This window comes from Paenibacillus barcinonensis (assembly GCF_003217495.1).
GTDB lineage: Bacteria > Bacillota > Bacilli > Paenibacillales > Paenibacillaceae > Paenibacillus > Paenibacillus barcinonensis.
Window position 1 is genome coordinate 166,349 of sequence record NZ_QJSW01000005.1, and the last position, 23,721, is coordinate 190,069.

The following is a 23,721-nucleotide window of genomic DNA, read 5'->3' on the forward strand; positions in this document are numbered from 1 at the left end:
ATCGATGGGAATAAACAAATCTCGGGTTGAGCCGATTGTCTTCCATACATTTAACGGCTTGCTGATGATCTTTATTGCAATAGTGACCTTATATCCGTTTTTAAATACACTGGCTGTTTCATTTAATGCAGGTACGGATACGATTCGTGGTGGAATCTACTTATGGCCTAGGGAATGGACCACTCAGAACTACAGAGCTGTATTCGCGGGTGGAACGATCTTCGCAGCCTTCTGGATTTCCGTTGCCAGAACTGTATTGGGTACGGTGCTCAGTCTGTTTCTGACATCCATGCTGGCATATACGCTCAGCCGCAAAGATTACATTTTGCGTAAACCGATTACCATTATTGTTGTTATGACGATGTATTTCAGTGCCGGTCTGATTCCAACCTACTTTCTGATCAAGGACCTGCATTTGCTCAACAACTTCCTGGTATATATTATTCCGGGATTGATCAGTGCATTTAACATGATCGTTATTCGAACGTATATCCAGACGTTGCCTGAAGGATTGATTGAATCAGCCAAGATTGATGGCGCGGGGGATTTCAGAACGTTTATGTCCATCATCTTGCCACTTTGTCAGCCAGTATTGGCAACAGTAGCATTGTTTATTGCGGTAGGCCAATGGAACTCCTGGTTTGATACATTCCTGTACGCATCTTCCAAACAGAATCTGAGTACACTGCAGTATGAGTTGATGAAGCTGCTCTCATCGTCCATGAATACCAACAGCAGTCCGTCTGTTGCAAGTGGAGCAGACATGGGGCAAGCACGTAACCTGGTTACTCCGGTTTCTATTCGGGCAGCGATTACGATTGTTGCAGCTTTGCCAATTCTGGTTGTGTATCCGTTCTTGCAGAAATATTTTGTACACGGTCTGCAACTGGGGAGTGTGAAGGAGTAGTTGAAGAGAACGTAACGTATCAGTTTACGAAATTATCTAATTCAAAAAAATCGGCCTGTATGGGCCGATTTTTTTTGCTGTGCGGATAATACTTCAAATAAGGAAATGTTATCCATTAATATACATGATATGATATAATTTCGAATATGATGCGTGTTTTAAGTAAGAGAAATGCAAGCGGAAGTCAATATGAATGCATGTATCTTCAATGTTTATAAAGTCAAGCTCAGACGGAGTTGAAGAATATGAAAAATATGCGCGAAAATGTGTTCACCTTCATCGGGAATTTTGTGATAGCTTATTTTATTTTTGGAGAAGGCACGGTTGAAAGGCCGCTGATGTTTGCACTGTGGATGTTCATGCTGATGATGGGGATGGATTGGTATAGAAGCAGAGGAAGCCATACACTGAATTAGTGTCGAATAGACGGAGCCGATTCTTGATCCTTTCAGCAGAGTGCTGATATCAAAACGAAAACGATACTGGAACCATATCATGAAGCGCTGCAATGCAGGCACACAGTGTAATCCTGCTGTATTTGGAATGTCAATTGAATGAGAATTAGGGATTTCATTTACATCAGGGCCATTGTTCATTACACTTGAGAAGCATAACTTATGCACACACCAATTCAGATATTCAGGAGGAAGTTTATCATGCATCAATCTGCCCACATTCAGGAAGCACGAGATTACATATTAAACCGGATCAATACTAAGCCCGTTGTAGGTATGATTCTGGGTTCGGGACTGGGAGCACTTGCTGACGAAATTGAAAATGCTACAGTTATTCCATATACGGAAATTCCTTATTTTGCTCAATCCGAGGCCATTGGTCACGCGAATGAACTTGTCATTGGAGAACTTATGGGGAAGACCGTAGTGGCGATGAAAGGCCGTCTGCATTATTATGAAGGTTTTTCATTAGATGAAGTAACGTTCCCTGTTCGTATTATGAAGGCACTGGGCGTGGAGCAACTGATTGTCACTAACGCTTGCGGCGCGATTAATACCAGCTTTGAGCCAGGTCAACTGATGCTGATTACGGATCATATTAATCTGGTTGGCAACAATCCGTTAATGGGACCGAATAACGCTGAGCTTGGCGTTCGTTTCCCTGACGTGTCCCAAGTGTACAATCGTGAATTGCGTAGCATTGCTCTTGAGGTTGCCGAAGAGCAAAATGTAAGCTTGCAGCAAGGTGTTTACGCTTGGTGGAGTGGTCCTGCTTATGAAACACCTGCGGAGATTCGGATGATTCGTACGATGGGGGCAGATGCTGTAGGCATGTCCACAGTACCCGAAGCGATCGTAGCTATTCACGGCGGTATGAAGGTGCTCGGTATTTCTTGTCTGACGAACATGGCATGTGGCATTCTGGATCAGCCTCTGAGCCATGATGAGGTTATTGAAGTCGCAGCGAAAGTGAAAACGACGTTTATCGGACTGGTTAAAGGTATTTTGCATAAAATGTAGCAAAAGCTGCTGTCTGTTATAGTTCAACAAATTAACAAGGTAATGAGGCATCAGCGATGCTCCATTACCTTGTTTTTGTTGTTTATCGGGAACGAGTCTGCTGAGCAGTTCCGTGCGGGTTTGAAAACTATGACGGCGATGGCTGAAGCTTCTGATGCGTTAGGTATTGATAAATGCTGTACCGATATTCTGGTTCTTGAATAATCTCGGCACTATGGGTTAGCACGGTGTGGTGGCTCAGGAGGTATTGGTGCCTGCGGCGAATATAGGTATTTACGAATTGTTTTCTAATCGAAGGTGGGTTTTGATCTCGTATTTCAAAAGTGAGACAAGTATTTTCATAGGATTTTATTATATGTTAGCGATAAACGATTAAATCAAACGAGCTACCATTTGGTTTAATCGTTTTTTAGTTGTTTTATGTTCCTTGCCTGCTCTTGGAACTCTTGTTCAGTGAATGTTAAGAGCTTGGTTGTATAGTAATACAGAAAGGTAATGAAAAAGGAAAAGGAAAAGGAAACCACCAACGACGTTAGTGTGAGTTCATTACCTGATACGGCTGCAATTGCAACCAAGGGTTCAAACGATGCCACCCACGCTTCTGATATTGCAAACCACTGGGCGTACGGTGCAATCCAGGCCGCATCACAACATTAAAAACAAAGCGTAATTATAATCGGTATATTTAGGGTGCAAGTAACTGAGTGCTATTGTTACGTAACGTAGTGGGGAAGGCATCCTAGGATGCCTTCTTTTCAGTCTATTAAAAGAATAGTTGATTAAACATAGACAGTTTCAGGTGTGAGTGCGAAAATAACGCTAGATTGCTGTTTCCAAGATATACGCTACGGGAGAAAGAGAGATGACGGTCATTCGAAAGGATCGATTTTTGTTATGGATCGGCTGTATGACTTTTTTGCTGGCACTAGTTGTGCTGTGGCAGATTACGTCTGCAGAGGAGAAGCCACTAGCTAAAAAGGGAGTAATGGATCTGACAGGTATGACATGGGCCAGTAGAACCGTTATCCCGCTGGATGGAGAATGGGAGTTCTACCCGGAGCAGCTGCTTACGCCTCAACAGATTCATCAAATGCACATCAAGCCTGTCATGATGCAGGTTCCGGGTAATTGGGACGACAGAAGCAACAGTCATGGGTATCCCATGAACGGAAAAAGTTATGGCACTTATCGTTTGCTTGTGCGGAGCGTACCTACAGACGAATTGATGGCCATCGCCAAACGTTATGTTCGTTTCTCGGATGCGATGTATGTTGACGGAAAATTAATGAATAGCTCCGGCATTCCCGGAGAATCAGCTGCTTCCTATGTACCTCGAAACGAGCCATACATGGTTTACTTTCATCCTGAACGTTCAGAGATCGAAATTGTGCTGCAAGTTGCCAATTTTGATTTTCGCAGCGGTGGGATCTACAATTCGATTGACCTAGGCAAAGGCCGTTATATGGAGGCCAGAGCGATGGTTCAATCGGGCCTGGAGCTATTGATCATCGGGATTGTTGGCATTTTTAGCTTATTGTTCATCTATTTATTCGTACGTCTGGGTCGGGATCGAATTCAACTTCTATATGCACTGTTCTTCATTGGTTATGCCTTGATTGTGGTGACCAATGGTGAGCGTCTGCTATTACATCTGGTGCCGGACCTTGCCTTTGAATTTGTTTACAAGCTGAAATATATATCTGTGTACGGTTTATCTGTCATCGTCAGCCTGATCACATTGAGACTTGCTCCTGATCCTGTGATGGGGTGGAAAAAATGGAGGATGGTTCCCAGTGGTTTGCTGATGCTATACCTCGCTTTAATTGTGATAACTCCGTTTCGGGTGTATTCGTGCATACAAGAAGGAATGTATGCCGTTAATCTGTGTGGATATGCGATGTCTTTCATCGTCATTCTTTTTCAATATAGGCGAGCAAATGACGATAAACGGAGCCATTCCGAGGCTCAGTTGCTCATCGTATGCATCTGGCTGATGCTGGTCAATTATATTTTGGGCGTTACCGTAACATTATATCCGGTCAGTCAGGTGCTGTTGAACTGCACCACTCTTGTGATTCTTGGCACATTTGCCATGCTGTTAATCTATCAATATGTGAAGGCATATGCCTCTATGCAGCGTCTTACTCGGCAGCTCCAGATGGCAGATAAGGATAAGGATGAGTTTTTATTGTTAACCTCACATGAATTAAACTCGCCACTTCACAGTATTATCCATCTATCCCGCTCTCTTCTGACAACGCCTATGAAACGAACGAATGAACGGGAGATTATCTCCAAGCTTCAATTAATTCGCAATACAGCCTATCGCATGTCCAATCTGGTGAATGATCTCATCGACGTCTCCAGATTCAGGGATGGTGGGGTGAAAATCTCTCTGGGCACGGTGGATCTGGTTTCGTGTTTTTCGCTTGTGACAGAGGTGCTGGGATTTCTGGCATCGGGGAAAGAGATCGTTATCGTCCACAAAATGGGACCATATGCAAGGTATGTTACAGCGGATGAGAATCGGCTGCTGCAAGTGTTATATAACCTGGTCTATCACATGATGGGACAGTATCATAACGGGGAATTGATTTTTGCCAGTGAACAGAATGGGAATTCCATTCGAATTACACTACACATGAACGCCGAGAGTGTGCCTGGCCACAGATCTGGGTCTGAGAACCAGGGTACTGATTCAGCGCAGACAGAACGAATCACTGCCGGATTGTCAGCCGCCTTGGAGATTGTCAGTGCAATGCAAGGGAAATTGATCATGAATGAACAGGAAGGATGGATTATCATTGAGCTTCCACAGGCTGCTGATATGAACTTGAGTCTGTTAGAGGCGGCAGTTTCTGAGGAAACGTCAGTAGGGGAGGAGAAAAGAGTGGAAAGCATGATTTCAGCTCACGTATTAATTGCAACATCTGATCTCGTAGACCTGGAGCAGCTGAATACATTGCTTTCTGCGGAAGGGTTTCAATTAAGCTTCGCAGACAATTATAGCAAAGTACGGTCCGTGTTGGCTGGTGGTCGACTGCCAGACCTGGTGATTCTGGATGCCAAGCTGCCTGCAGTTACCGGATACGAGACATGCAGACAGATTCGTATGGATTTCAGTCAAGCGGAACTTCCGGTGTTGTTTATCAACACGCGCAGCACGCCAGCAGACATTGAGGCATGCATTCAAGCTGGCGGTAATGATTTCATTACACGCCCTCTGGATGCAGGGGAGATTCTGGTTCGTATCCATATGCTGCTTGGTATGAAACAACTTGTAAAGCAGGCTGCGAATAACGAGATGGCGTTTCTGCGTTCGCAGATCAAACCACATTTTTTATATAATGCACTGGGGACCATCATGTCTCTCTGTTTTACGGATGGGCCTAGAGCTGGAGAGCTATTGGGTAGCTTCAGCCGGTACTTGCGAATTTTGTTTCATCTGGATAATACGGAGGAACTGATCCCGCTGCGTCAGGAGATGGAGCTGATCCAGGCTTACGTTGAGATTGAACAGGAGCGATTCGGCTCACGTCTTCAGGTTGAACTGGATGTAGACAGCTCGCTCTATCTCTGCAAGGTGATGCCGCTGCTTATTGAGCCGTTGGTGGAAAATGCCATACGGCATGGAGTTTCCAAAAAAATTGATGGTGGCAAGGTAACTCTCTCCATCCGCAGACAGGAGGAGTGGGTTCAGGTGGTGGTTGAGGATGACGGCATAGGCATGTCGCAAGAACAGGCTACACTTGTGCTGAACAGAAATCAGCCTGATCAGGGCATAGGTCTGCAAAATGTGCAGAGACGCTTGAAACACTTGAACGGACAGGGGCCTGTCATTCAGAGCGAGCTTGGTCAGGGTACCAAAATCAGGATTGAATTTCCTTATCAATAATTAGAACGGGGGAAGGGGTATGCTTCAGGCCTATTTGGTAGACGACGAGCCACATGCGCTTAATATGCTGGAAATGTTCCTGAAACGAACGGGGGCGGTGCAGATTGTTGGCCGCTGGATGAACGGTTTTGAGGCGCTGAAGGCACTAGATGATGTTCGTCCAGATATCTGGTTTGTAGACATCGAGATGCCAGGCATGAGTGGACTGGAGCTTGCGGCTAACATTCATGAGATTGATCCCGAGGCGATTATCGTTTTTGTTACGGCTTATGATCAGTATGCTGTTGCGGCATTTGAGCATGAGGCTTTGGATTATTTGCTCAAGCCGATCGAGATGGGACGTTTATCTCGCACGATTGACCGCATTTTAAGAGAGAGGGAGAGAGAACAAGAGAAGCAGGAGCAAATGCAGAAGAAGCAGGAGGAGGAGGCGCGAGGCCTGATCCAATCTTGCGTGAACTCATCCGACAATGCTGTGAACAGACAGGGCTCTGACGTCATTGACGGCGGAAGCTGCTTATTCGTGCAGATGTTTGGAAAATTGCGTGTAACGCCGACCAATGGGGGATCTGTTATGTGGCGCACAGCGAAGGAGAAGGAGCTGTTCGCGTATCTGCTGCTGCAGGACCCGGATGCCCATGCCGTGCATCGTGATCGAATTGTTGAGCACCTGTGGCCGGACGAGCGGTATGAAAAGGCGAAAATTTATATGCACACCTGTGTCAGTCTGCTGCGCAAAAACCTGAAGAAGCTTGGAATGGAGCAGATGATTAGTTATAGGAACGAGCACTATATTATGGACAAAAAGAGAATTCGTGCAGATGTCTATGATGTATTGGACGTCGTGCATCGCATGCAGCGGGAGGAGCATGTGCCGCTTGAGCAGATGGAGCGGACCTTGTATATGTATCAGGATGAGCTTCTTGCTCAGGAGGATTATCCTTGGGTGCACGAGCTTGGTCAGAGACTGGAGCGAAGTGTGCTGGAGCTGATGTTAAAGCTCTCGGAGATGCAGCTGGCACGGGGCAATGGTAAAAAAGCAATAGAGGCGGCGGAGCGGGCTATGGTACATTCGCCTTATGAAGAGGAAGCCTACCGATGTGCCATGCAAGCTTATTTGTCCTTGGGAAAGCATGATCAAGTGCTGCGCATTTATCGTGATCTGGAGGCTAGGCTACAAGAGCTACATATTGGACCTTCTATAGTATCGAGACGTTTATATGAGCAGATTCAAATGTGAATGATAGCCTCTTTAGTGTACTTGAGTACATAAAAGAGGCTATTTTTTTATAGGCATAGGATGTGCAAAGGGATCATTCTATGATTACGAATGGTTCTGAATGATCAAACCAAGATGGATACGGTGATCAGAAACTCGTTGGTTATTGTTGCAAACATTGACATTACGTTAACAATTCCAAGATTTCCCGTTTACAATTGACTCCTATAATTACAGAGGTAGTAGGTCATTTTTACTATGAACGTGGATGTTTGGGGGGATGAGGCGGACAAGCTCTCATATCAACGATATATGCAAGTTTATCGAGCAGGGAACAGCTTCACCAGGCAAGTATATATGGAGAAAAGAAGGGTGACAAAAAACAATGTCAATGAAAAAGGTGTTTGTAGCATCCGTAGTAGCCACTTCATTAACAACTTCTGTGGTTGGTGCAGTATCGGCTGCCCCTGCGGTAAAACCTGCGGCTAGTGCAACTCAGGTCCAAAACTCCACATTTACCATAAACGGTAACCAAGTCATTGTACGTTCTATCGTGAAAAACGGGGAAACACTCGTAGCTGTTCGTGACGTCATCAAAGCGATGGGAGCACAGGCCGAGATGGTAAACGGGGCCACCGTGATTCAGCTGAATGGTCACACGATCAGCTTGCAGAACAAATCAAAGCAGCTCGATGTTGACGGTACAAAGGTTAATCTGAAGCAGCCCATTACTATCATTGGGGGAACAAGCTACGTTGCACTTCGTCCACTGGTATCAAGCGTAGGCGGAACCATTGGTTTGAAGAACGGTCAGCTTGAAGTTAGCACGATTGCTTTAATTGAAGGGGCTGAGAACCCGCGTTTTGCCGGAGCAGATCAGTTGATTGTGTCCAAAAATGATGATCAAGGCAGAAGCGACTATCTCGTGAATACAACTACAGGTAAATATGAACTGCTTCTGACATCTGAAGGCGGTTCAGACCTGGTAGTATCCCCAAGCGGTAATCAAGCAGCCTATACGAATGCAGAAGGAGCCGTTTACGTTATTGATCTGAAAACGAAGGCTTCCAAGCTCATTACGAGTGATACAAGCATCAAGCCTGAACTGGTCTGGTCTGCAGATGAAAGCTCGATTTATTTCCTGCAAGGGGATAAAGGTTCGGTGATTGCGAATCTGAACCTGGCCGATGGCTCCATCAAGAAACTGGTAGAAGACAAGGTAGATTACAAGGAAAACCTGAATGTGTCGGTGAGTGGCAAACGCTTCGTTTACACGGTAACAACACTTGGTAAAGTAACCTCCGATGCAACCAATGTAGACGAAGATAACGTATCCATTGATTTCTCAGCAAATCAACAGCAATTATTTTCATATAACAACGGGAATGAAAAACCACAAGCGGTGAAGCTGACCACGTCTACGGATGATAAAGTATTTATCTATTCCGTAGACGGACAGAAAGCTTACTACGTAAGCGTGCCGTCCGAGGATGGCAATGCCTCCCTGATGTCTGTGGATGCATCCCAGAAGCCGGTCACGGTATATAACGAGCATGATGTAGAGCAAGCAATTCTGTCAGGCAGTACTCTATATGTGCTTGCCGCGCAGGATGATAATAACAGCGTGATTCTGTCCATTGACACTGTAACCGGACAACAATCCAAGCTGTATACCGTATCTTCCGATGTATCTTCCATCGTAGTTACAGGCTCACAGATTGCTGTTGTGGAGAAGGGACGAGTGCTGGTGCAAGCTGGCGGAAGCTGGAAAGCTGTGACGAAGTAAGCGATAGACATCAACTGACGCAAAGCATGAAACATTAGCATGTAATCCAAAAATGAAATGAACATTAATGTGTAAAATTCGAGAGGAGTTTATAACAATGAAAAAATGGATGAAACCTTTCACGGCCATGTTGATGGCGGTAACCCTGGTAAGCGGACTTGGCGGTGCAATGACAGCAGACGCTGCGAAGAGCAATGAGAAAGGCAAGATTGTCATCAACGGCTCTTCTGCACTGCTTCCGTTGACACTTCAGGCGGCAAGCGAATTCAAGAAGGACAATCCAAAAGTGAAGATCTCCGCATCCGCTGCCGGCTCGGTGACTGGACCACAATCGGTACGTAAAGGCATTGCAGACATCGGTGCAGTAGACTGGGATGCATCCAAGGATGTGCCTGGCTTCAAAAAATTCGAAGGACAAGTGGCTAATCCGGTAGCAGTAACCGTGTTTGCAGCGGTAGTCAACTCCAACGTGGGTGTAACCAGCCTGACAACAAAACAATTGCAGGACATCTTCTCTGGCAAAGTAACCAACTGGAAAGAAGTTGGCGGTACAGATGGTAAAATTGTCGTGGTTAACCGGAAGTTCGGATCAGGCACACGTGTTAACTTCCAGCAAAAAGCACTCGAAGGCAAGGATTTTATGAGCAAAGGGGACAACTACAAAGAAGTAGGCTCCAGCGGTGACATGAAAACAACCATCGAAACAACACCTAATGCTATCGGTTATATCGACCTGCCGTATGTAACTAGCAAAATGAAAGCTGTATCCATTAATGGCGTGGCTCCAACAGAGAAAAACGTGCTGAACAAAACGTACAAAGTATGGGGCATTGGATATTACATGACCAAAGGTCAACCAACAGGCGCAACCAAAGCATTCATTGAATACATTCAAAGCAGCAAGTTCCAGAATGGTTCCCTGAAAAAGCTGAAATTCATTCCGCTTGCAGCTGTTAAATAAATCACCCCACACCATTGCATAAGAAAGAGACAGCCAGCTTCCGCGCATGGTCGCCAAGCTGGCTTCTCTATGTGAAAGGAAGAGTCCGCTATGATGGAAATGAATCCACCAGCGAAGAGTTCGGCTCCGAATGAGCTTGGCTCAAGCCTTGGCAAAGCGCCCGAGAAGGGAAAACGTTTTGACCGTAAAGCACGTCTCCGGTGGTCTAACCGAATGTTTCGCATCCTCTGTATTGCCAGCGCAGCGTTTGTTTGTCTCGTTCTGTTCTGTATTCTGGTGCTTATGCTGCGTACAGGTATCCTGACCTTTGCGGATGTCTCTCTGAAGGAGTTCTTTTTCTCCACGAACTGGGACCCGGAAAATGAACACTACGGTGCGTTAACCTTTATTCTGGGGACGTTTGCGCTCACTGGACTTACGATGCTGATGGCGATTCCCCTATCGGTCATCATCGCTGTTTTTCTCGCCGAAATGACACCGAAATGGCTGCGCACCTTGCTGCGTCCCGTACTCGATCTGCTGGTGGGTATTCCGTCTGTCGTTTATGGCTTTCTCGGCTTGACGGTGTTAATCCCATGGCTTAGAGACTTGAGCGGACGGGATCTGGCAGATGGTCTGCTCGCAGCATCTATCGTGCTGACGATTATGGTTCTGCCGACCATTAGCCGTATTAGTGATGATGCCATCTCTGCTGTACCGAACAAATACCGCGATGCGGCGTATGCACTCGGCACCAATCGGTTTCAGACGATTACCCGGGTGGTGCTGCCTGCGGCCAAAGGCGGTATTATGTATGCGGTCATTCTGGGCATGACTCGTGCGATCGGGGAGACGATGGCGGTGGTCATGGTCATTGGTAATACGGCCCAGCTTCCGACCAGTCTGTTCACGCCAACGGCAGTACTGACCAGTAACATCGTCATGCAAATCTCCAGTGTAGAGTTTGACTCGACCTGGAATCATGGCTTGTACATGATGGGCTTTATTCTGCTTGCCATTTCGATCCTGATGATCGTCGCGGTGAGAATGCTGCAGAAGAGAGGGGGCCGTCACCTGTGAGTATGAAGAAAGAGGCGCATCTGACTCCAACGTATTCCTTTGGCAAACGTAGAGCATCCGCTGCCTGGATGGACCGTCTGTTTACTGGCACGGTATGGGGTATCGGTATTATTGTTATTTTATTTATTGTTGGACTTCTGTTCCTGCTGCTGCAAAAAGGTCTGCCGATGCTCAGCTGGGATTTCCTGTACGGTGTACCGAGTGAGATCGAGGAAGGTGGAGGTATCGGGCCAGCGCTGTTCAACTCGTTCTATGTGCTGTTTCTGTCCCTTCTGATCTCCATTCCGATCGGACTTGCGGCAGGCATCTATCTGGCTGAATTTGCGCCAAATAATAAACTGATCGAGATTGTTCGTATCTGTGTGGAAGGGTTGTCGTCCGTTCCATCCATTATTTTCGGTTTGTTCGGGATTGCACTGTTTGTCGAGTATTTCGAGATTGGTCTGACGATTCTCGGAGCCGCGGTCAGCCTTGCCTTCCTGAACCTGCCCGTGTTGACCCGGGTGACAGAGGAATCGGTTCGTGCTGTGCCAACAGAGCTTCGGAATGGTTCGTTTGCACTGGGTGCCACGCATCTGCAAACGATTCGTAAGGTCATTCTGCCTGTCGCTCTGAACGGCATCATGACAGGGATCTGTCTGACCGCGGGCCGTGCTTTTGGTGAAAGTGCTGTAATTATCCTGACTGCGGGTGTGTCCACGTCCGGTGAGATGTGGGATTTCAATCTGTTATCGCCAGGCGGAACGCTGGCTGTGCATCTGTGGTATATCCAGTCCGAGGCGATTGTGCCGGATGCGGAGCAGATTGCCCAGAAATCTACGGCGGTGCTGATCTTTGTCGTGCTGCTGATCAACATTTTATTCCGCGTACCGCTGTGGTTCAATGCTCGTAAAAATCAGGGATAAAACGTAACCGAGGCATGTCAAAAGAGGGAGTACATTCTAATTCATTGCCAGGAGGACACCGAGTGCAATCCATTATTGAAACGAATAAATTGAATTTATTTTACGGCACCTTTCAGGCGCTGAAAGAAGTGTCTATAGAAATCCCGGAACGAGCGATCACAGCGTTTATCGGTCCATCCGGCTGCGGCAAATCAACCTTGCTGCGCACGCTGAACCGTATGAATGACCGTATACCCGGAACACGCATCGAAGGAACTGTAGCTGTTGGCGGGACTGATATTTACAGTGGTGACGTTCATGTGGAGACACTGCGCAAGAAGATCGGCATGGTTTTTCAGTCGCCTAATCCTTTTCCGAAATCCATCTATGACAACATCGCATTTGGACCAAGACAGCACGGAATTCATGGCAAAAAAAAGCTGGATGAGATCGTGGAACGCAGCCTGCGCTCCGCCGCTCTCTGGGATGAAGTGAAGGACCATCTGAAGCGCTCTGCACTCAGCTTGTCAGGTGGACAGCAGCAGCGTCTTTGCATCGCTCGTGCCTTGGCGGTCGAACCGGATATTCTGCTCATGGATGAAGCGACAGCCTCTCTTGACCCGGTATCCACCTTCAAGATCGAAGAGCTGACGCATGAATTGAAGGAACGCTACACCATCGTAATGGTTACGCACAACATGCAGCAGGCAGCGCGTGTCTCCCAACAGACCGTGTTCTTCCTGAACGGCGAAGTTGTGGAATACTCCGCGACCAAGAGCATGTTCGCCGATCCCGCCGATCCGCGTACACAGGATTATATCAGCGGCCGATTTGGTTGAGATGGTGCGACTTATGCAGTAGAGGAGAGCCTTTCAGATGTGGTCTGAAAGGCTCTTTTGTGATTTACATTTTCCAGGGGAGGCTACCTCCAGTATGATTATGATAGAATAAATAATCTAGGATGATGAAACTGCGGGGGACTGAATGATACATGAACAAAACGGAGCGACAGCTCGCAATCACGCTTGAATTACAACGAACCAGGCTGATAAGGGCGGAGGATCTGGCTTCTCAATTCGAAACCAGTGTACGCACGATATATCGGGATATCCAAGCATTAAGCGAGGCTGGCGTACCCATTGCAGGTGCTCCGGGTCATGGGTATTCTCTGATGGAGGGATACTTTCTGCCCCCGGTTAGTTTTACAACAGAGGAAGCCGTGTCCCTGCTTATGGGGGCCCAATTTATTGAACAGAGATGGGATACCGCCTATGGAATGCAAGCCAGGTCTGCGCACCGCAAGATTGAAGCCATTTTACCTGAGAATGTGCGTAAAGCGTCAGCGCGTGTTCAAGAAACGATGCGCTTGCTTCATCCTGCCGAGCCAGACACTGCATCCCGAGTCAAAACGTATCTTCATGACATACGTCATGCGATTCTGGAGCAGCATAAAATCAGCTTTACTTATGTGAAAAATCTGCCCGAAATGGATGGAAAACGCTCAATGCAGCGTGTCGTCTCGCCATATGGACTTAGTCTTGTGCGGGAGCATTGGATGCTGGTCGCCAGATGTGATCTGCGGCAGGACATTCGTCATTTCCGTTTGTCCCGCATGTCTGAGCTTTCTGTGCTGGAGGATACGTTTCTCCTGCCCCCCGATTTTGATCTGAACCGTTATAAGTCGCGGGATAATCGAGACGAACATGTGCTTATACGTGCAAAAGTTGAAGTGGCTGACAAGATTAAAGAGTTGCTTTACTTTTATATAGATGATGTCCAAGAGCGTGAAGAGTATATTTATGTTGATTTTCGTGTCCGCGATTCGGAAGAAATACTGCATCATTTACTTGGAATGGGTGGAGAGATCGAGGTGCTGGAGCCAGCGTCTCTGCGTGCCCGTATTCGGGAGATTGCAAAAAATATGTTGAAGCACTACTGACATACTCTTGTCAGGAGCCCCTCGATATACTGGAGCTATTCAGAATGAAGAGGAGAGGTTTGAACAATGAGAAATACGAGTGAAGTGCTGCAGTCTTTTGAGTCGTCAGTCGAGAGATATGTGGCAGAACTGAATGCATTGAATATAGAGGACTTGCTTCGCAAAGAAAATGATGAGGAATGGTCGATTGGACAAATGTATATGCACCTGATTCAATCGGCGCTGTTCATGCATTTACCTAACAGTGAGCATTGCCTTGCTAACAACGAGAACACGGTACATGCTGATGCGGAAAAAACAGAGCTCGGCAAAACGTTGTTTGAGGCAGGACAGTTTCCTCCAATTCGTGTGAAAGTACCCGCTTCCCCGCAATATACGCCGCTGCCACCTGAAAGCAAGGCGCAATTGGTGGAGGGACTGCAACAGGTGGTAGAACGCATGAGACGTGTAGCGTCAATTCTTGAAGAAGTGCCCGTGTCCACAAGCCGGAAAGTATCTCATCCAAGGTTTGGAGCGCTTGACGCTAAGGAGTGGTTTGTGTTGATCGACATGCACTACAGACATCATTTTTTACAATTGGATCGGTTGAAATTGAATCTGGAAAAGTGATTAACTTACCTTACAACCTACTCATGTATAGATGAGACATATGCGCATTATACGTATAAGTCTTCTTAAAGACATAATACAAAGACAAAGACAAATATATATACGAATGACTAGTGGGACGACGGGTATATTATTAAAAATTCAATAACAAACTACCGCAATATAGGGCCTATAGACCGTTTATAGGTTCTTTTTTCATACAAAATAATACATTCGCTTGTTATTCTCTATTTTTCTGGATGAATCGTCTAGGTTAACGATCTAGGTTTATATTGAAGGCGAGAAGCTAATACATGTTGGATAAGTGGTTCTGAAGTGGAGCTGTATACTCTTGAAAAACCGTACAAACAAACCGATAAATACAGGTGAAATAAGATAAAAGGTAGTCAGCACAAAATGAGATAAATTAGACTTGATTGAATAAAACACAACTAAATTGGTTGAGAGGAAGAATCCTATGACAACGCAGAATGCCAATCCCAAAGTAGATGCATATTTAAGCAAAATCAAAACGTGGAAGGATGAATCCGTGAAGCTGAGAGAGATTATTCTGGACTGTGATCTGACCGAAGATTTTAAATGGATGCATCCCTGCTACACGTTGAACGGGAAAAACGTTGTGCTGATTCATGGCTTTAAGGAGTATTGTGCGATCATGTTTCTCAAAGGCTCTCTGCTCAAAGACCCACATGGTATCCTGATTCAGCAAACGAATAATGTGCAGGGAGGTCGCCAGATTCGTTTCACCAACCTGGAGCAGATTATCGAACAAGAGGATATTCTGAAAGCTTATATTCGTGAAGCAATCGAGGTCGAACAAGCGGGTCTGAAAGTGGAAAAAAAGGAAGTAGAACAATTCGCTGTTCCTGAGGAACTGCAACAGCAATTTGATGCCAATCCTGCATTCCAGGAAGCATTTGAAGCACTAACCCCTGGCCGCCAGCGGGCGTACCTGTACCACTTTTCACAGCCAAAACAATCCAAGACCAAAACATCCCGCATTGAAAAATGTATGCAGCCTATCATGGAGGGTAAAGGGTTGAATGACTGATGCTTAATTGAGTATGTGTATGGTCATGAGTATTGAAAAGTCATTTTCAACAGATAAAGGAAGGCACAGAAAACGATCTGGAAATACAAAATAAGCCTGAAGTTTTTTGGGGAGAACAAATATCTAAGGCACAAAGGCACCTGTTCAATTAAGGTGCCTTTATACTGTATTCATCGACATTGATCGGAATAAATGCTTTAAATATCGTTTTTCTCAGAGAGTTATTGATTTGTTCTGCTTTTAATTCGAGGTTTAGATTTGTAATGTCCTGATCTATAAAATATTCTTTCGGAATGTCAATGCGGAATTCGTAAGTTATGGTGTCTGCTGTTTCTGATATTGTTTTTTGTTCTTCCACTGAAGCAATTTTTTGAATGGATGCAGGTACTGAAAATTGAATGTTTGCTCCTTCAACTTTTGTGAACTCAATGGTGTAGATTAAAGAACCCTTAGCTTGTTTATAATGCTTACTGCGAATGAAGGCTTCCTTATTATTTGGAATGGTGTCATCCGAAGACTGTCCTTCGTAATAGTAGTCGCCTACAGGGATTTCGATATGGTTATCATGTGCATCGGTCAATGTTACCGAGTCAAAATGATTAATACGTTTATTCGCTTGTAAAACAAGAATATGTTTATCCTGAAGTTGAATACTCTCTTGATTAGGGATTTCAGCTACAAGGTTCCCGTCAGAAAATAGTTCTATCTTAGAAATGTCAATAAAATCTACAGCATAAGGCAAGTATATTTTGAACTCTTTAGTCTGAAAAAAATAACTTTCTTCTTTAGGAACAGTATTTTCAAGTAGTGCTATTTTTTCATTATACTCGTTAGGTAATTCCTCAGACTTTTTCGTAGATGTCTCCAGAGTTGCAGGAGAAGGATCTTGGACACAGCCTGATAATAAAATTAAAATGGAACAACTAATTAAAATTTTTCGCATTATTCCTCCGATCTAAGGAAGGGCGGCTGAACCGCCCTAATTATATGTTTTAATTTATTGGGTTGGACCAGAGCCAGGTTTCAAAACCTCTATAGTCGAATGTTGATGCATTATATTGTGTATCCCAGATAATTCCGACGTCTGTGTAACGATAATCCTCTTGTGTTACTTTAATAGCACTTTTTTGTTCATACACCCAGCCGGCTGGAATTGTATATGTTTCGACCAATGATTTTTCAAATTTTTGCCCAATTGCTCCTGCTAATTTAAATCCAACGACATCTTTAAAACCAAAGCTTGTCTCACCACTTACTGAAATTGTGAATTCGGACTTTGTTGAGAGCGTTCTTTTAACAGCGCCGGCTGCAACATTGTTGTAGCGATCTCTGTCGTAGCTAGTGTAGAAGTTAGCTTCAGCTACTTTGGTCCAAGAATTTCTTCCCATTGTTCCAATGCCACCTGAGTTAGGAATAGTAACTGGCTTTAAATTTTTTCTGAAATTATCTTTCAGATCTTTCTCAGTAAGTAATTGTACTCCATCAATGAAAAGTTTTCCATCTTTATACTCTTCAATTGGTGCCCGATTGTTAACAGTAGTTTCTGAATCGGATGCAAGAACAGGAATAGCTAAAGACAAAGATAGCACTGTAACTAAGCTTAAAACCTTTAAACTCTTTTTCAACAACAAAATGATTACCTCCTAAAATATGTATTGGTTACAAAGGTAATTATATACAATTATATAAATATTTTATATGGTTCTAAAGTACTGTATTTACATATAATTCAAATTAATTAAATTAAATTTTAAGATTGAGTTTCTAAAAATTAAATTAAATTTTAATATTGTTCCGCATAAAATTAACTGAAGATTGATCGTGGAGACTAAGCTCATCACTGTACACAGACAATGATAAGCATTTGTTTTAGTCATTAATATATCTATAAATAATATTAGGAGGAGGGTTAAAAGGTAAACTTCGACATTTTACTCTGACTTTGTCATAACTCTATCTCACCACACAGCATTAAGAACCTCATCTACCTCTTTGATGCGTGTGACGGATGGATTCTGGATCAGATTGCCTTTGACCATAACCATCGACATGTTGGATAAAGCTTCAATCTGCTCTAGCGGATTGTGATCCAGTACAATCAAGTCGGCCTGTTTGCCGATATCCAGCGTACCCGTCAAGTCGTCGATCCCGAGAATTTTGGCATTCGTGCGAGTCACCATGCTGATGACATCTTTATTGGTTAGATTCGTCTGTCTCATATAATGATCCATCTCTCTCCACATATCATAGTGGGTTACGTAGGACATGGCCGCATCGTTTCCGATTCCAATAGTGATGCCGTTGTCGATGGCCTGTTTCACCCCTTTCAGCATGGAGTCGTAGACGAGTCTGGAATTTTCTTTGACTGTGGCACTTAACTTGGTCACACTTGGATCGAGCGAAGCGGATGGATAAGCGGCTTGCAGCGTAGGAATCAATGCGGTGTAACCATGAAGGGTCTTGGGGTTATTTTTATACAAACGAATAATCTCGTCATCCATCACAGCCCCATGCTCAATCGTATCCACGCCCCCTTGCAGAGCAACGCGCACACCTTCCGTGCTCTCGACATGAGCCGCAACCTTCATCCCCATCTTATGCGCTTCATCACAGACCGCCGCGACCTCGTCCACTGTCATCTGCAAGCGTCCAGCTTCGCCAACCATTTTGGCATCCGTCACACCGCCCGTTACACAGATTTTGATCCAGTCCACACCGTTCTTCACATTAATCCGTGTATTTTTGCGCATCTCCCAAGGTGAGTCACCCACCAGCGCCAAGTAAGGGGCACCATGTCCACCTGTCACACTCAGGAAAAACCCCGAAACAAGCAGATTCGGACCGACCCACTCCCCGCGGTTAATCTCATCTCGCAGCTGCACATCGGTATAAAAGAATTCCCCGACACTGCGCATGGTTGTAACACCTGCATGGAGCGCGGTAAGTGCGTTGCGTTTCATACGTTTCTTCAAAATATGTCGCCCAAATCGGGTATCCAAAATCCGATGATAAGCAAAATCCAGCACACCTTCACTGACGGAGAGGGTGAGCGGTTTGCCGTCTGCAAACAGATGCACATGTGCGTTAATCAGCCCTGGCATCACATATTTTCCGGTGAGATCAATTGTTGTGTAGTGACTGGGGATATGCAGTTCCTGATCTGGCGCGATATTCTCGATAAGTCCTTGTTCGTTGATGAGAATCGTCATGTTTGGCTGCAAATTGCGACTGGTGTCGCCGTGGATCAGATGGACGTTTTTCAGAGCGTAAGCAGTGTTCATGGTGTGTTCCTCCTTGGGTGTGGGTGGTGTTACATGATGTTACATGTTGAATCAGTTGAGTGATACGGTTCTGTGCTATTTGGTTTCTCTGTGCAAAGTATTCTTGTGGTCTAAAAGTGAATTAATAATTCATTTTTGGGTTAAAAAAATAGATCGACTTGCCTATGCTTATTTTTTGCGTGCAAATCATGTGAGTGGAACTGATCTGCACGCCGTGCGACGCGTGGTGATCTATGGTAAAGGTGGTTTTTTGCTTTGTAGTGATCCAGCACTATTCCTTATTCGTTCAAGCTCTTCATGCCGTACAGTCGGTATATATACAACGCGTCAAAGATTTGCTTGCGGCTGTCCTCGCTCATGTCTCGTTTCAATAAATCCAGATTCATGTCAATGACGTTATGTGCCAAAATGTTCAGCAGGATCAGGTTCTCCTCGGTGCCGATCTCATAGTGTTTGTATTGATTTTTGAGATAGGCCTTCTTCGTTTCAATCATAAGCTCAACCAGCTCGTTCTTGGCGTTGGTGTAGATGGTGCCTTTGTTCTTTTCAAAAATAATGATGATCTGATTCCGATACTTCCGCAGCACATCTATTTGTTCTTGCAACAGGACGGATCGTTGCTCACTGTTCGTTTCCTCAAACGCGTTCTGGTTATCAAAATGAATCGTCTCCACCAGTACCTTTTTCAGATAATCCACCAAATCCGGCGGAACAACGGCGTAGAAAAGCTCCTTCTTGTTCTTGAAATAGGTATAGATGTTACCGACTGAAATATTGATTTCATTCGCAATATCGTTCATCTTGGCATCCGCATAGCCCTTCTCAAAAAAGACCTTAAGCGCCGCGTATTCAATCTCTTTCCTGACTTCGTCTTTCTTGGCCTGCACCATCGGGAACGACTCCTTAATAGTGAATGGATGATTCGTTATTAGGATAGACCTTTTTGGAGGGGGTGTCAAATGTGTATTATTATATTCTATAGTATAAAGAATAGTACTAGAGGATTTCTTGATATCGTGTACAAGGCAGTAATGAATTTTAATTGTATTGAAAAATTTTTATTGATAATACAGCAAAGAAGGAAAATTATTCATTGTTGTCGAAAGTAGTAATTTTGAAAATATAGTTCTTTAGTCTTTATTGAAGTTAGTAAGCTTTGAGTTCTATGATTATTCAATTGAAAGGTATTTGGAGGAACATAAAATGGCCAGACTGTTAGTGCTTTCTTTAGCTGAAACAACCAGTGACCCTACAAAGGGTTATGCTGTGATTGCCAGGAACATAGATAATAGTAGCTGGGTTATTATACCTACGTTACCTAAAGAATTACTGAGAATAGAAGAAGAGTATGCTTGGGATATTTTTGCTGTAACTGAGGTTGAAATAAGAAGAGTATTAAATTTAAGAAGTGATATTTATGAAGTGGAAGTAGAAAATTACTTACCTAAGATGATAGCCCCGCCAATTAAATCTGTGTTAGAGAGAATAAAAGTTTTAAATGAGTTATCTTCTGATACAATTACTGAGCTTTCAGAAAGTACATCATGGGTGGGTATTCTCAAAAATCCAAGAATATCTAATTTAACTTTCTCTCCCAGAAAAGAAAATGAGTTGGGATATGATCGAGAATTAACTTTCTACTGGGAATGTAGGTTAGATTTCAGTGATATCATAGGAAGTAAATGGAAGTATAAAGTTGCCCCTGGAGTTGCTGTAAAAGATATGAGATTTAAAGCATACTGGAGGGATATATTATTAACAAGACAACAACAGTTTCGGGAGAGCATTTATAAATGGATAGATTATATGATTCTTAATAATACATATTTATTAATTGAATTCTATCCTAATGATTATTATGGGCAAATTGCAGTGATTTCTGGAGTCTTTTCATTAAAGATTGATTAGAAGGAGTAATTTAACATGCTAAAAACAGTATATATAGACGAAGTTAAAGATAGGTTGTTACTTTTTGATACTAATGAATATAAAATGCTATGGACAACTGAAGAAAGTCAAAAAACAGATATTCCATCACTTTTAGAGATTAAACAACTCCAACAATTATACGATCAAAAAGGGACTTCTTTTAAGATAGACGTTCCAAATGATATAAGAATACTCAAGGTTGCTCCTAACGCTAAATTAAGCAAAAAGAATGTTAGTACTAAATTGTCACATATTTATTTGGGAGCAAAACAAATAGGGCGTATTTCCACAGATTTATCTAACAAAGATGTAGATTCATTAAATAAAAATGGCGGTGTCCTTGTAATTTATATGGAAGATGTTGAGAGTATAGTTTTCTTCACTCCGTATTTAAAGACATTTGAGAAGAATAATATGTCGAACTCTATGGGTAAGTCAATTGTCCACGATCAACAAAAAAACATAAGTACTCTTATTTCTAAGAATACTAATTATGAAAAGCAAGATGAATATATTAATGCGATTATTAAGATTCCTAAAGAGGTATCCTCTTCTAGTAAAGAGCAGTATCAGAGATTACAGGATAGTGTAGATGTTAATCTAAAAATGGTTCAGAACCTTGATTATGAAATAAAGTACAAAATGAATCATATATCACAGCAATTGAACCAACTGCTATCAGAAAAGAAGAATAATGAAAATATAGAAGAGAAATTGAGAATCCTAGAATTAGAGTTAGATAAAAGCTATAAAACAATAAATAATTTGCACAATGATAAGAATCTTCTCGCTGAAGAGAAGGATCATGCTGAACAAATTGCTTTAAATAAATTAAAGTCAAAACTAAATTTATCTAAAGTTGCTATACAAAGACAAGTTGATTTAAATGATGGTGTAAATGCAAGGTTGCTAATAACTGAACTTGTTACAAAAGTTTTATTAAAGTGCAATAAAGATAATAATGAAATAAATATAATTTTAGACGACAAAGATATTTCTTCAGAGTTAACAGAGTTAAGTGATAATTTCGCAACAAAAATCCAATCTTTACTCGACATTAAATCTAATTTAGAGGAATTAAATATTATCGATAAAAAGGTTGGTGAGTAGATGTACTATGGTATAGATTTAGGAACAACAAATTCTGTTATTTCTTTCGGATATGAAATTCCAACTAAGGGTATTTTTGAAGTAAGACCTATTAATAATCAAGATTCAAAACATACGTCTCCTTCAGTTGTATATTTTGAAAAAAAAGGGGAACCGCCAATTGTAGGTGAGAGTGCTCTTAATGCTTTTAATTCAGATCCTAGAAATACTGTACGATGGGTTAAAAGAAAGATGGGATTAAATAAGGAGTATGACGTGTTAGATAAATCTTATACTCCCCAAGAGATATCTGCGTTTATTTTAAAAGAGCTAAAAGAGTATGCTTCAAAAACTAATTTGAAGGATGAAATTAATAGTGTAGTAATTACAGTTCCAGCAGATTTTGATACTGCTGCTAAGCAAGCTACTAAAGATGCTGGTAAAATAGCAGGATTCGAGAACGTACATTTAATACCTGAACCGAATGCTGCAATTCTTAACTATATATATAAAAATTATGAATTAAATAAATTAGATGAGTCTTTTTCAAGTACACCTCAGTATCTTTTGGTTTTTGATTTAGGAGGTGGGACTTTCGACGTCTCATTATCCTCAATACATTTAGACGCTCAAAACAAACCACAAACAAGTGTTATATCTTCTTCAGGGAACAAATACTTAGGTGGATATAATTTTGATAAAGATTTAATGATCTATAGTCTAAAAAAAGCTATAAAAATATACCCAACTGATGTGGAGGCTCTGGAAGAGTTACTGGAGCACGCAAAGAACTATCCTGATCTATCAAATAATGTTGAAATTGAAGTGCAAGACGTTCTAGCAAGAATTATAAGTGAGAGTGAAGTTTGTAAAAAAGATTTAAGTAAAAATAATAGAAGAGTATTTAGTTTTTACTCTCACAAAGGTAAATATCATAGAATTGAGATTGATAAAGAAGAGTTTCAAATGATTTTGGAACCCTATTTCGAAATAATAAAAAGTAACATAGATAATGTTCTGAAAGATGCTAGTGAAAAGACTGACAATCAATTTGATGATTGGAATAAACTATTTGGTGTACTACTTGTTGGTGGTTCGACAGTTATACCTGCCGTTAGGACACTATGTAAAGATATTTTTGGAATTGACCCAATTGAAGATATTGATACATATACTGCGGTTGCTAATGGAGCAGCCATATATGCTTCAATTATAGATGGTGAATCCACAATATTATCAGATTACAACACGGTAGTTCCTCATAACTATGGAATTAAAAGTAATAAAAATTTTATACCCGTTCTAAACAAAGGAGATAGGGATAAAACCTCTAATTTTGAATATGAAATTCCTTTTGCTTTGGATACAAAAGCACCAATTGAGATTGTTCAACAATATTATGATGAAAATGGAAATGAAATTTATATATTATTGGAGACAATTAATTATTCCCATCCTTTTATGTTTACTGGTGATCAAATAGGAGTTTCATTTCAGTTGGATGATGATTTAATTTTGTCAGTTTCATTAACTGAAAAGTGTATAGAAGATAAGGTGGAAGCAACCTATCATAACAAAATAAAAATGAGTGATGAAAATATTGATATTAGTAAACAAAAAATTTTAGCGTGAGGTAG

The 23,721-nt window shown here is 42.7% G+C and carries 22 protein-coding genes; 18 read left to right on the top strand and 4 right to left on the bottom strand.

Going from position 1 to position 23,721, the window contains the following annotated elements; translation table 11 throughout:
* Nucleotides 1-4 precede the first annotated feature (4 nt).
* The 15 genes from DFQ00_RS10100 to DFQ00_RS10155 all read left to right on the top strand — a co-directional run bounded on the left by DFQ00_RS10100 (nt 5) and on the right by DFQ00_RS10155 (nt 15,785).
* Nucleotides 5-907 carry a carbohydrate ABC transporter permease gene (locus DFQ00_RS10100; protein ID WP_110896352.1) on the top strand — a complete coding sequence of 301 codons (903 nt, stop codon included), beginning with the start codon at nt 5-7 and terminating at the stop codon, nt 905-907.
* Between the two features lie 245 nt (nt 908-1,152).
* Entirely contained in the window at nt 1,153-1,323 is a 171-nt protein-coding gene (locus tag DFQ00_RS29120) for a hypothetical protein (RefSeq protein ID WP_167433654.1), read from the top strand.
* Between the two features lie 240 nt (nt 1,324-1,563).
* A complete protein-coding gene (locus tag DFQ00_RS10105) occupies nt 1,564-2,382 on the top strand; it encodes a purine-nucleoside phosphorylase (RefSeq protein WP_110896353.1) in 819 nt (272 codons plus the stop codon).
* Nucleotides 2,383-2,451: 69 nt separating this feature from the next.
* Nucleotides 2,452-2,586: a hypothetical protein gene (locus DFQ00_RS30125; RefSeq protein ID WP_279630398.1), complete on the top strand. Its 135-nt coding sequence runs from the start codon at nt 2,452-2,454 to the stop codon at nt 2,584-2,586.
* 291 nt (nt 2,587-2,877) lie between these two features.
* A complete protein-coding gene (locus DFQ00_RS29490) occupies nt 2,878-3,039 on the top strand; it encodes a hypothetical protein (RefSeq protein ID WP_174812148.1) in 162 nt (53 codons plus the stop codon).
* A gap of 205 nt (nt 3,040-3,244) precedes the next feature.
* A complete protein-coding gene (locus DFQ00_RS10110; protein ID WP_110896354.1) occupies nt 3,245-6,277 on the top strand; it encodes a histidine kinase in 3,033 nt (1,010 codons plus the stop codon).
* A gap of 19 nt (nt 6,278-6,296) precedes the next feature.
* A complete protein-coding gene (locus DFQ00_RS10115) occupies nt 6,297-7,517 on the top strand; it encodes a response regulator (protein ID WP_110896355.1) in 1,221 nt (406 codons plus the stop codon).
* A gap of 364 nt (nt 7,518-7,881) precedes the next feature.
* Nucleotides 7,882-9,282, top strand: coding sequence for a stalk domain-containing protein (locus DFQ00_RS10120; RefSeq protein WP_110896356.1), 1,401 nt, complete (start codon nt 7,882-7,884; stop codon nt 9,280-9,282).
* 97 nt (nt 9,283-9,379) lie between these two features.
* On the top strand, nt 9,380-10,243 hold the full coding sequence (locus tag DFQ00_RS10125; RefSeq protein ID WP_110896357.1) for a phosphate ABC transporter substrate-binding protein: 864 nt from the start codon (nt 9,380-9,382) through the stop codon (nt 10,241-10,243).
* Between the two features lie 90 nt (nt 10,244-10,333).
* A complete protein-coding gene (pstC, locus tag DFQ00_RS10130; protein ID WP_110896358.1) occupies nt 10,334-11,302 on the top strand; it encodes a phosphate ABC transporter permease subunit PstC in 969 nt (322 codons plus the stop codon).
* A 2-nt stretch (nt 11,303-11,304) separates the two neighbouring features.
* Nucleotides 11,305-12,207: a phosphate ABC transporter permease PstA gene (gene pstA / locus DFQ00_RS10135; RefSeq protein ID WP_167433671.1), complete on the top strand. Its 903-nt coding sequence runs from the start codon at nt 11,305-11,307 to the stop codon at nt 12,205-12,207.
* A 62-nt stretch (nt 12,208-12,269) separates the two neighbouring features.
* Complete coding sequence (pstB, locus tag DFQ00_RS10140) at nt 12,270-13,025, top strand: phosphate ABC transporter ATP-binding protein PstB (protein ID WP_110896360.1); 756 nt, start codon at nt 12,270-12,272, stop codon at nt 13,023-13,025.
* A 152-nt stretch (nt 13,026-13,177) separates the two neighbouring features.
* Nucleotides 13,178-14,125: a helix-turn-helix transcriptional regulator gene (locus DFQ00_RS10145; RefSeq protein ID WP_110896361.1), complete on the top strand. Its 948-nt coding sequence runs from the start codon at nt 13,178-13,180 to the stop codon at nt 14,123-14,125.
* A gap of 66 nt (nt 14,126-14,191) precedes the next feature.
* Nucleotides 14,192-14,734, top strand: coding sequence for a DinB family protein (locus tag DFQ00_RS10150; protein ID WP_110896362.1), 543 nt, complete (start codon nt 14,192-14,194; stop codon nt 14,732-14,734).
* Between the two features lie 457 nt (nt 14,735-15,191).
* A complete protein-coding gene (locus DFQ00_RS10155) occupies nt 15,192-15,785 on the top strand; it encodes a YdeI/OmpD-associated family protein (RefSeq protein WP_110896363.1) in 594 nt (197 codons plus the stop codon).
* Between the two features lie 148 nt (nt 15,786-15,933).
* Here DFQ00_RS10155 and DFQ00_RS10160 read toward each other — a convergent pair whose 3' ends face one another.
* From DFQ00_RS10160 to DFQ00_RS10175, 4 genes are all read right to left on the bottom strand, one after another.
* Nucleotides 15,934-16,728 carry a hypothetical protein gene (locus DFQ00_RS10160; protein ID WP_110896364.1) on the bottom strand — a complete coding sequence of 265 codons (795 nt, stop codon included), beginning with the start codon at nt 16,726-16,728 and terminating at the stop codon, nt 15,934-15,936.
* A 49-nt stretch (nt 16,729-16,777) separates the two neighbouring features.
* A complete protein-coding gene (locus DFQ00_RS10165; protein ID WP_110896365.1) occupies nt 16,778-17,416 on the bottom strand; it encodes a hypothetical protein in 639 nt (212 codons plus the stop codon).
* A 327-nt stretch (nt 17,417-17,743) separates the two neighbouring features.
* Entirely contained in the window at nt 17,744-19,066 is a 1,323-nt protein-coding gene (locus DFQ00_RS10170; RefSeq protein WP_110896366.1) for an amidohydrolase family protein, read from the bottom strand.
* Nucleotides 19,067-19,344: 278 nt separating this feature from the next.
* The gene (locus DFQ00_RS10175; protein WP_110896367.1) at nt 19,345-19,956 is read right to left on the bottom strand and encodes a TetR/AcrR family transcriptional regulator; all 612 of its coding nucleotides are present in this window, start codon (nt 19,954-19,956) and stop codon (nt 19,345-19,347) included.
* A gap of 313 nt (nt 19,957-20,269) precedes the next feature.
* Here DFQ00_RS10175 and DFQ00_RS10180 point away from each other — a divergent pair, with 313 nt between their 5' ends.
* Genes DFQ00_RS10180 through DFQ00_RS10190 form a run of 3 tightly spaced genes read left to right on the top strand, consistent with a single transcriptional unit; the run spans nt 20,270 to nt 23,716 of the window.
* Complete coding sequence (locus tag DFQ00_RS10180; protein ID WP_110896368.1) at nt 20,270-20,974, top strand: hypothetical protein; 705 nt, start codon at nt 20,270-20,272, stop codon at nt 20,972-20,974.
* A gap of 15 nt (nt 20,975-20,989) precedes the next feature.
* Nucleotides 20,990-22,105, top strand: a complete 1,116-nt coding sequence (locus DFQ00_RS10185; protein ID WP_110896369.1) for a hypothetical protein — start codon at nt 20,990-20,992, stop codon at nt 22,103-22,105.
* Entirely contained in the window at nt 22,106-23,716 is a 1,611-nt protein-coding gene (locus DFQ00_RS10190) for an Hsp70 family protein (protein WP_110896370.1), read from the top strand.
* The last annotated feature ends 5 nt before the right edge of the window (nt 23,717-23,721 follow it).